Origin of the sequence: Dactylosporangium sp. NPDC005572 (assembly GCF_040605515.1) — a bacterium.
In the GTDB taxonomy this organism is placed as follows: Bacteria; Actinomycetota; Actinomycetes; order Mycobacteriales; family Micromonosporaceae; genus Dactylosporangium.
Genome location: NZ_JBEXCY010000344.1, coordinates 1 through 7,601 on the forward strand (window position 1 = coordinate 1; position 7,601 = coordinate 7,601).

7 protein-coding genes are annotated in these 7,601 nt (G+C 69.5%); 2 read left to right on the forward strand and 5 right to left on the reverse strand.

The window, feature by feature from the left end:
- The 4 genes from ABZS66_RS59160 to ABZS66_RS59175 form a co-directional block, all read right to left on the reverse strand.
- A partial coding sequence (locus ABZS66_RS59160; protein WP_354773389.1) for a hypothetical protein occupies positions 1-351 on the reverse strand: 351 nt, incomplete at its 3' end.
- A gap of 194 nt (positions 352-545) precedes the next feature.
- Positions 546-2,144, reverse strand: a complete 1,599-nt coding sequence (locus tag ABZS66_RS59165; RefSeq protein ID WP_354773391.1) for a vWA domain-containing protein — start codon at positions 2,142-2,144, stop codon at positions 546-548.
- A 29-nt stretch (positions 2,145-2,173) separates the two neighbouring features.
- A complete protein-coding gene (locus ABZS66_RS59170; RefSeq protein ID WP_354773393.1) occupies positions 2,174-3,367 on the reverse strand; it encodes an AAA family ATPase in 1,194 nt (397 codons plus the stop codon).
- Positions 3,368-3,663: 296 nt separating this feature from the next.
- Positions 3,664-3,969, reverse strand: coding sequence for a hypothetical protein (locus tag ABZS66_RS59175; RefSeq protein WP_354773395.1), 306 nt, complete (start codon positions 3,967-3,969; stop codon positions 3,664-3,666).
- A gap of 502 nt (positions 3,970-4,471) precedes the next feature.
- Between ABZS66_RS59175 and ABZS66_RS59180 the strand changes: the two genes are divergently transcribed.
- Positions 4,472-4,633, forward strand: a complete 162-nt coding sequence (locus tag ABZS66_RS59180) for a hypothetical protein (RefSeq protein ID WP_354773397.1) — start codon at positions 4,472-4,474, stop codon at positions 4,631-4,633.
- A gap of 114 nt (positions 4,634-4,747) precedes the next feature.
- Here ABZS66_RS59180 and ABZS66_RS59185 read toward each other — a convergent pair whose 3' ends face one another.
- Complete coding sequence (locus ABZS66_RS59185; protein ID WP_354773399.1) at positions 4,748-6,553, reverse strand: hypothetical protein; 1,806 nt, start codon at positions 6,551-6,553, stop codon at positions 4,748-4,750.
- A 378-nt stretch (positions 6,554-6,931) separates the two neighbouring features.
- Here ABZS66_RS59185 and ABZS66_RS59190 point away from each other — a divergent pair, with 378 nt between their 5' ends.
- Positions 6,932-7,429, forward strand: a complete 498-nt coding sequence (locus tag ABZS66_RS59190) for a YfbM family protein (RefSeq protein ID WP_354773401.1) — start codon at positions 6,932-6,934, stop codon at positions 7,427-7,429.
- Positions 7,430-7,601: the final 172 nt, after the last annotated feature.

Here is a 7,601-nt window from a genome sequence, read left to right on the forward strand (position 1 = left end):
GTCGGTGCGCCAGGCTCGCCAGCCGAGGCAGGGGTAGCCGGCAATGACGGTGGCGGCCATGTTGGGCGTTGCTTGTCGTCGCCCGTCGGCGAGGACGAGCCACCCGGTCTCGTCGACGGTGGCGGTGTGGCGCTGCCGAAGGTTTCGCCGTTCCCAGGTGAGCTGCTGGCCGGTGTGTAGCAGGCCGGCGCGGACGAGCAGGAGGAGTTGCCCTCTGGGCGTCTCCGAGTCTTCGGTGGCCGTCCCTGGGATCTCCAGCAGGTGCCGTAGGACGGCGTTGAGCGTCTCGCCGGTGACTCTGCGGGATCGAAGCGCCGCGTAGACGTGTTCGTCGATGCCAATCATCTTCATTGCGATTGTCCATTTCGTGACGGCTGGCGATCGGTGTCGCGTGAGGTTGTGCGTAGCTGCTGGTGACGCAGTGAATTCATGCCTCGCAATACCTCGGCGGTCAAGCGCCGCCGGTGCACGCCGATCGTGGTCTTGTGATGGTTCGGTGGCTGCCGGCTCCTGGGACGTTGCGCCGGGCCTGCCGGGGTCGTTGGCTATGCCTGGGTGAGTGCGGTGACGGCAGCGTTGGCGATGATGTCGATCGCCTCGACCGGGTTGGTGACGGCCACGGTGGTCGTGTGCTCGTAGGTGTGGCAGAACGGGTCGTTGCCCGGGTAGGCCCACAGCACCGCGCAGCCGGACCGGGTCAGGGTGGTGATGAGGCGTTGCGCGGGCTCGATGTGCTCGCCGAAACAGCCGTCGGAGACGACGGCGAGCATCCGCACGTGGCCGCGGTGGCGCGATTGGAGTAGGTGGTCGGCGAGTTTGACCGCGTCGGTGAACCGCTCGTAGCTGTCGTGGACCTGCATCTGTTGCACCTGCGCGGGTTTGTGGTGTGGCGGGACGAGCAGGGTGACGGTTTCGCCGAACGCGATGGTGGCGACGGTGGCGTCGGTGCGCCGGGCGGCGTTGGCCAGGATCCATGCGGCCGATGACATCGGCTCGGCGAACGCCGTCATGGAGCCGGAGACGTCGACCAGCACGGCGAGCCGGAGGGCGGGTTTGTGCGGAGGCAGGGTGGCGCGTTGCTGCCACGGTTGCGCGGACGGTATCTGCCCGGCGGTGCGCTGGGCGTCGGCGGTGATCGCGGCGCGGGCCCGTAGCCGGCCGGGTGGGATCGCCGATGGCCGCGTCGCCGGCTCGAGGCTGCTGGTGCGGGCCTGGCGCAGGCGGGCGGCGAGTCGGCGGGCGGCGTGCTGCTCGGCATCGGTGGGGTCGCGCAGCGTCCAGGAGGCCGGTGCGCCGTGCTGCTCGGCGATGCGGTGCGCGGCGTATGCGGCGGGTGTGAGTCCGGCGGCGATGGCGAGGAAGTCACCGATCGCGTCGGCGAGCGCACCGGCGAACGCGCCTTCGTCCGCGGTCGGTGTGTCCGGTTGCCGGGTGGGGTCGATGCTGAGGAGTCGGCACCACCGCCATGCCAGGTCCATCATCGTCTGGGCATCGGTGTCGTCGACCGTGTGGGCCTGGCGCCAGATGTCGCGTAGCTGCGTGAGCAGTTTGCGGCCGAGGACACCGGCCGCTGCGGCGCGGACGGCTTTGACGTCCTTGCCGGTGAGGATGCGGGCGTCGGCGCGGGCCAGGAGCAGACCGGCGAGCTGGGCGGCGTGCCAGGCGTCGTCGACCGGCGCGTCCTCGGGGGTGATCAGGGTCTGCACGGTGTGGCGTAGCCAGCGGCGGTCGCCGCGGCGGCGCGCGCGTTGCCTGCCCTCGGCGCGGGACTCTTCGAGCAGGTCGGCGACGGCGACAACGACAGCTGGGGTGCCGGGTGGGGTGCTCCAACGGCTGTGGGTGGCGTGGGCGGCTTCGTGGACGAGCAGCCCGTAGGCGGTGGGGACGAGCTTCTTGTGCGCGGCGCGGCGCGGGTTGGTGGCGTCGGGTGCGCCGATGTGGATGGCGTCGACCTCGACCCGGCCGGTGGCCGGGTAGAAGCAGGCGGGTGCGCCGCCGCCGGCGCCGGGGGCGACGATGACGGTCAGGTCGGTGCGGCCGGTCAGTTTGGCGATGTGGCGGGTCCAGGCCCGGTCCCACTCGGCCCAGTCGGGGTGGGCTGCAGTGAACGGTTCCGGGTGCAGGTGGCTGCTGGGATACGGCATGACGGTTGGCTCCTTTCCGGACGTGCGGGTTAGCGCTGGTTGCCGAGGGTCAGCGCGGTGACGGTGGTGCCGAACGCCTCCGACAGGGCCTTGATGACGGCGGCCCGGTCGTCTTCGGGGGCGCGGCCGGCGAGGTTGGCGATCGCGGCGCTCAGGCCGAGGGCCTTGCGGACGCGGGTGAAGCCGAGCAGTTCCCGTAGCTGCGGCGCCCAGGTGACGTTGCCAGCGGCGAGGTCGGCGTTGAGGGTCTTTGCGGCGGTGATCGCCGCGGCGGGGACGCCGAGGTGTTTGGCGAGGTCGAAGTCGGTGGTGACCTCGATGTGCACGTCGAACCGGGACGCGAGGGCTTCGGTGAGGATGGCGCCGTGGACGCCGGGGTTGTGCCCGGCGATGACGTAGAAACCGTCGGCGGCTTCGACGCGTTCGTTGCGGTAGCCGGGGATGTGGATGACCCGGCGGCCGTCCATCGCCGGGTACAGCACGGCGAGGACCTTGGGCGGGATGAGGGTGGCGTCATCGATGAGCAGGGCCCGGCCTTGCCGCATCGCCTGCACGAGCGGGCCGTACACGAACTCGTAGCCGCCGTCGGGCAGCGGGATGAAGTTGCCGAGGAAGTCCTCCACGACGGTGTCGCCGGTGCCGGTGACGGTGAGCAGGTCGTCGAAACCCGCTTCGATCATGGCGGTCTTGCCGGTCCCGGGCGGCCCATACAGCAGCACCGGGATGCGCTTGTCCCGCAGGCGGCGCAGCACGTCGACATCGGTGGCACCGGCGAGTCTGCGGGGGAAGTACAACTCGCCGTTGGGCCGGGTGACCGGGCTGCGCCGCCCCGTGCGCGCGGCCCCGCCACCACCGCCGCCGGCGGTGCGGGACGCGGCAGGCGGCATGGTGCCGGCGGCGTCGATGCCGGCCTGGGTGATCTGGAACCGGTGCGGGTCGCGATGGTGGGTGGCATACCCGACGGCGGCCATCTTCTTGAGCACTTCGAACACCGCCCCGGAGGACGGCACCTCGAGGGCCCTGGTGATCTCCCCGACCTTGAGGAGGTCTTCGGAGTGCTCGACCAGGTGGAGGGCGACCTTGCGGTACAGGTAGCCGGGGCGGTTTGCGGCCGGCGCCGGGCTCGCCGCAGGACCCGCCTCGGGGGCGGGTGCGGCGGCGGTCCCGCTCGAACCCGAGCCGGTCAGGCTGGCCGGTGGGGTTGCTGGGGTTGGTGTGGACATGGGTGCCTCGATTCACGGGTCGGGCCCGCGCATCCGTCTCCGGATGCGCGGGCGGTGGGTACCGCACAGCGGAGACGGGCAGGGCGCCGACCCTGCCTCGGCCGTCAGGCCGGGGCAGATGGGGCGACCACACCCGGTGGTGCAGGGTGGCGTGCGGCGAGCCCTGTGGCGGGTCGCCGGTGGTGCGGTGTCCGGGGTACAGGTCGACGGCGCGGGCCGGGGTCGGCGCGACGATGCAACCCGCCCCGGCCGTACTGATCAAGTCGAATGGGCGCCGGTAGAGGGTTTGGGATGGGTCAGTGGCGCAGGGTGACCTCGGTGCTCGGGCGGCGGGACACGGTGACGGTCAGACCGAACGCGCTGCCGTCGGACAGTTCCAGGTAGATGCCGCAGTTCATGGTGAGCACTCCGGCGTCGCGGTAGGTGCGGGCGGTCAGGGTGACCGGGTCGCCGCCGCTGGCGACGAGGATGGGCAGGTCGGCGTCGGTGCACAGCTGCTCAAGCGTGTCGCTGGCGAGCAGGTCGGTGACGAGGGATTCGAGGAGTTCCTCGTGGCCGAGGTCGTCGTCCGCGTCGCGGTCAAGATGGTCGTGGCGGTACATGACGGTCAGGTCCTCTCCGATTCGTAGGGTCCGATTCGGAACGTCTGGCGCCCGGTCGAGCCGAGGCCGTCCGCAACTGCCGAGTTGAGTGCAATCGACCATCCGGGCGAGAGTGCGCCTGCGCAGTCGCCATCGCCGCGGTCACTCAACGTATCCCCGTCATCCGACTCGGCGACTGACTGCTCAGCCGGCTGGGGTGCCTTCGCAGCAGTGGTCGTGGTGGTCGGGTAGGCTGTCCGACAACTGCCATCCCTCGGGGTGGCGTCTGACCCTCTGGTCAATGTTTGCGGCGACCTTCGGTGCCGACTACCGAACGAGCCTTCTATAGAAGAGACCAGACGGAACACGAGCAAATACATAGCGGTACCTACACAGCGCGTGGTCAGAGCAATGCAAGGTTTCCGCCCAGTCAAAGCGGGACCTCAGTCATTGGCCCATAGGTGGCCGAGCTGAGTCCTGCTCGTCTCCAGCTCGGTCTCAGAAGCGTCGTTAGGAGACCGTCGTGGAGATCGAAAACGTTCAGTCGGGCCTGTCGCCGTTGGCTCGTCTTGCCGTCGTCGGCGTAGTTGTGGCCGGAGCTGTCATCGTCCTTCTATCCTCCGAATCGGAGCATCGGGCGGACATGATTAGGGCGATGGTCGAGCCGATCCACCCCGGCCGGTAGACAGCCGACAGGAACACCCGCTCGATCTGGGCTTCAGGCATCGGGCGGGTGTTCCATCCACCGAGAACGACCCCGATCTGGCACTGATCAGCCATTGGCTGCGTTCTGTGCCGTTCAGTGTGGTTGAGGTGCTGCGGTAATGAGTGCGACGATGCGCTCAAGAACGCAGACCTGGGCGGTCGCGTCGGTCATGGTGGTCATCGCGTTGAAGGCGCGAGCCAGCGCGGCGTCGCGGCGGCCCGGATCCGCCGCGGCCAGTGTGAGCAAGGCGCCGGCGCGGCTGTCGGGGTCGTCGATGGCGGTGGCGGCATGCAGCGCGGTCAGGCCGAGCAGCGCCTGCTGCGCGGCGGAGGTGTGCGGCAGGACCGCGGCGACGGTGCCGACGAGGGTCTCCGGATCATGCAGGTCGAGCACGGCGGCGACGAGCCGCTCGAGGTGAGCGTCGTCGGTCAGCAACGGGGCGATGCCGGCAAGGGCGATGCCTCGGCTGTGTTCGACGTCGATGGCAAGGATCGTGGTCAACGCGGTGTCGAACTGGCCGGGGGCAAGGTGGGCGGCCAGATTGGCGATCGCGGTGCCGGCCGCGGCGGCCTTGAGCGCGTTCATCGAGGCTAGGAGCTGGTCCAGCTGCACCGGCGTGAGGTACGCGGCCAGGCTCTGCAGGCGGCCGCTCCAGGCGAAGTCGCCGAGCTGGCCGCGCAACGAGAGACCGCTCAGCGCCGCCGCGTTCTGCTGGTCGACCGGCAGGTGCTCGACGAGCTTGCCGAACTCGTAGCGCAGCGTCAACGGGACGTTGGTCAGTGGGCCACCAAGCCGGTCCGGTGCGATCGTGGCGGCCAGCGCCGCGGCCAGGTGCTGCGGGCCGGCGTACGGCGCCGCCGCCACCAATGACCAGCCGGTCGTGTCCGGGCTGCGGGCATCATGATCGAGGACCGCGGCGATCTGGTCCTGGTCGAGCAGCGGGAGCAACCGATGGAATCCTGTGCCTCGCGACGAGTCGTCGACCGGCGCGCGGAGCAGGGCGTCGATGGCGGCGTCGATCGCTGCGGCACGTTGGTGTCCGTGCAGGTACGGTGCGACTTCGGCCAGCGCGTGGGCCCGGGTGCCGGCGGCGTCGATGGCGTGGGTTGCGTCGAGTACCGCGTCGAGGTGCTCGGCGGGCGCCCGCTGCGCGAGGCCGATCAGCGTGGCCGCGCGCAGGATCTGTTCTTCGATGGCGGCCGCCGCGGCCACTGCGTCACGCCACCACGCAGGCGGCCGCAGCGATGCGAACCTGGTCAGGAGATTCGATTGGTCGGCCTCGCTGGTCACCGACCGGCCCACTGCGGTGAGTGCCCGGTCGGTCTGGGCCGGGGTCAAGTGCGGCGCGAGGTGTTCGAGCGTCCCCGCCGTGAAGTAGAACTCGCCGTTCTCGTCGATCGCGTTCAGGGCCGAATTGATGACCACGTCCCGGTCGGTGTCGGTGACGTGCGGCAGCAGTGCCCGCAGCCCGAGCATGCGGTTCCTGGAGGACTCGAATCCGTGGACGACGGTGAGGATGCCGGCCAGTTGGGGCGCCGAGACGCGCGGCGCGACCGCCGCGAACACCCTGCACCGCTGGTACTCGTCGTCGATCGTGTGCCCGGCGGCGAGCAGCCGCGACAGCTGGGCCTCGTCGACGTAGGGCACAAGGTCGGCAAGCGCCGACGCCCGGTCGCCGTCGTCGTCGATCGTGGATGCGAACGACAGCAGGTCGTCCATGGTCGGTACACCCTGCCGTGCGTCCGACGTGTCGAGCACGTCAGCGAGTTGCCGAACTGCCTGCTGCAGCGCCGACGACGTCGCAGCGGGCAACGTCAGCCACCCTTCGACATGCGCTGCCGCGCACACCTCACGCGCCAGCGCCACGACCCGGGCGACGTCAACCTCCAGCGGAACCACATGCCGATCATGGTCATGAGCCACCATCGCCGCAACCCAACAAGACGGTGCCTCGAACGGGACGATTGATCGGCGTCGCCAGCCGGAGTTCGATCCTTCCCACCTCGACGAACCCGAGTCTGAGGTGCAAGGCAACTAACGGCCCGAGGAGCGATCCTCGCTAGCAAGGCCCGCAACGGTCATGATCGAATTGTATGTGGCACCCAGTCGGCGGCCCTCGCACCCCTTCTCGACGTGAGGGCAGTGCGCTTGATCGGATGCACGCACATGCCGCGAAAGTGCGTGCCTCCACCGCATGTTGCCCTGCCGGATCGGCGTGTCGATCTTGACGTTAACCTGCGTGCGTGCACCGCTGACCGATTCGGGTACCGTGCGGCCGTGGCATGTCGAGGGATGTTCTTCGCGCTCACAGGCGACCAGGAAGCCGCGCTGATGGCGACCCGCGATGACGACGAGGTCCGAGCGCTCGTCGAGGAGATCGAGATGGGCGACTGGGACGGTGAGCCGCTGGACTGCGAGACGGACAAGGCGTGGGACGCCATGCACCGGTGCCTCAGCGACGGAACCCTCGGCAGTGGCCGGGGCCTGTCCCCGCTCGACATGACCGTACTCGGCGTCGGCAACCATCACGAGGGCGACGATTACGTCGTGACCCATGTGCCGGCCAATGAGGTGGTCCAGGTGGCCGCGGCGCTCGAAGCTGTGGACGAGGCGTGGATGCGGCAGCGCTACGACCGCATCGACCCCACGGACTATCAGGGTGAGCTCAGCGATGAGGACTTCGAGTACACCTGGTACTGGTTCACGCAGGTACGCGACTTCTACCGCAAGACCGCAGCCGCCGGACGGGCCGTCATCTTCACTGTCGACCAGTAGGCCGGGACAGCACGGCAGCGGCTCGCCCGACGTCCGCTCATGGCCGTTGGTGCGTGGCGCCCAGCCGCTGCCCGCCACAGAGGGTTACTGCCTCGTCGAGATCAAGGCACGCTGTCCTGCCGAGAAGAGCGCATTCGATCAAGGGATCAGACGGCAGAAAGGCCGCGCAAGC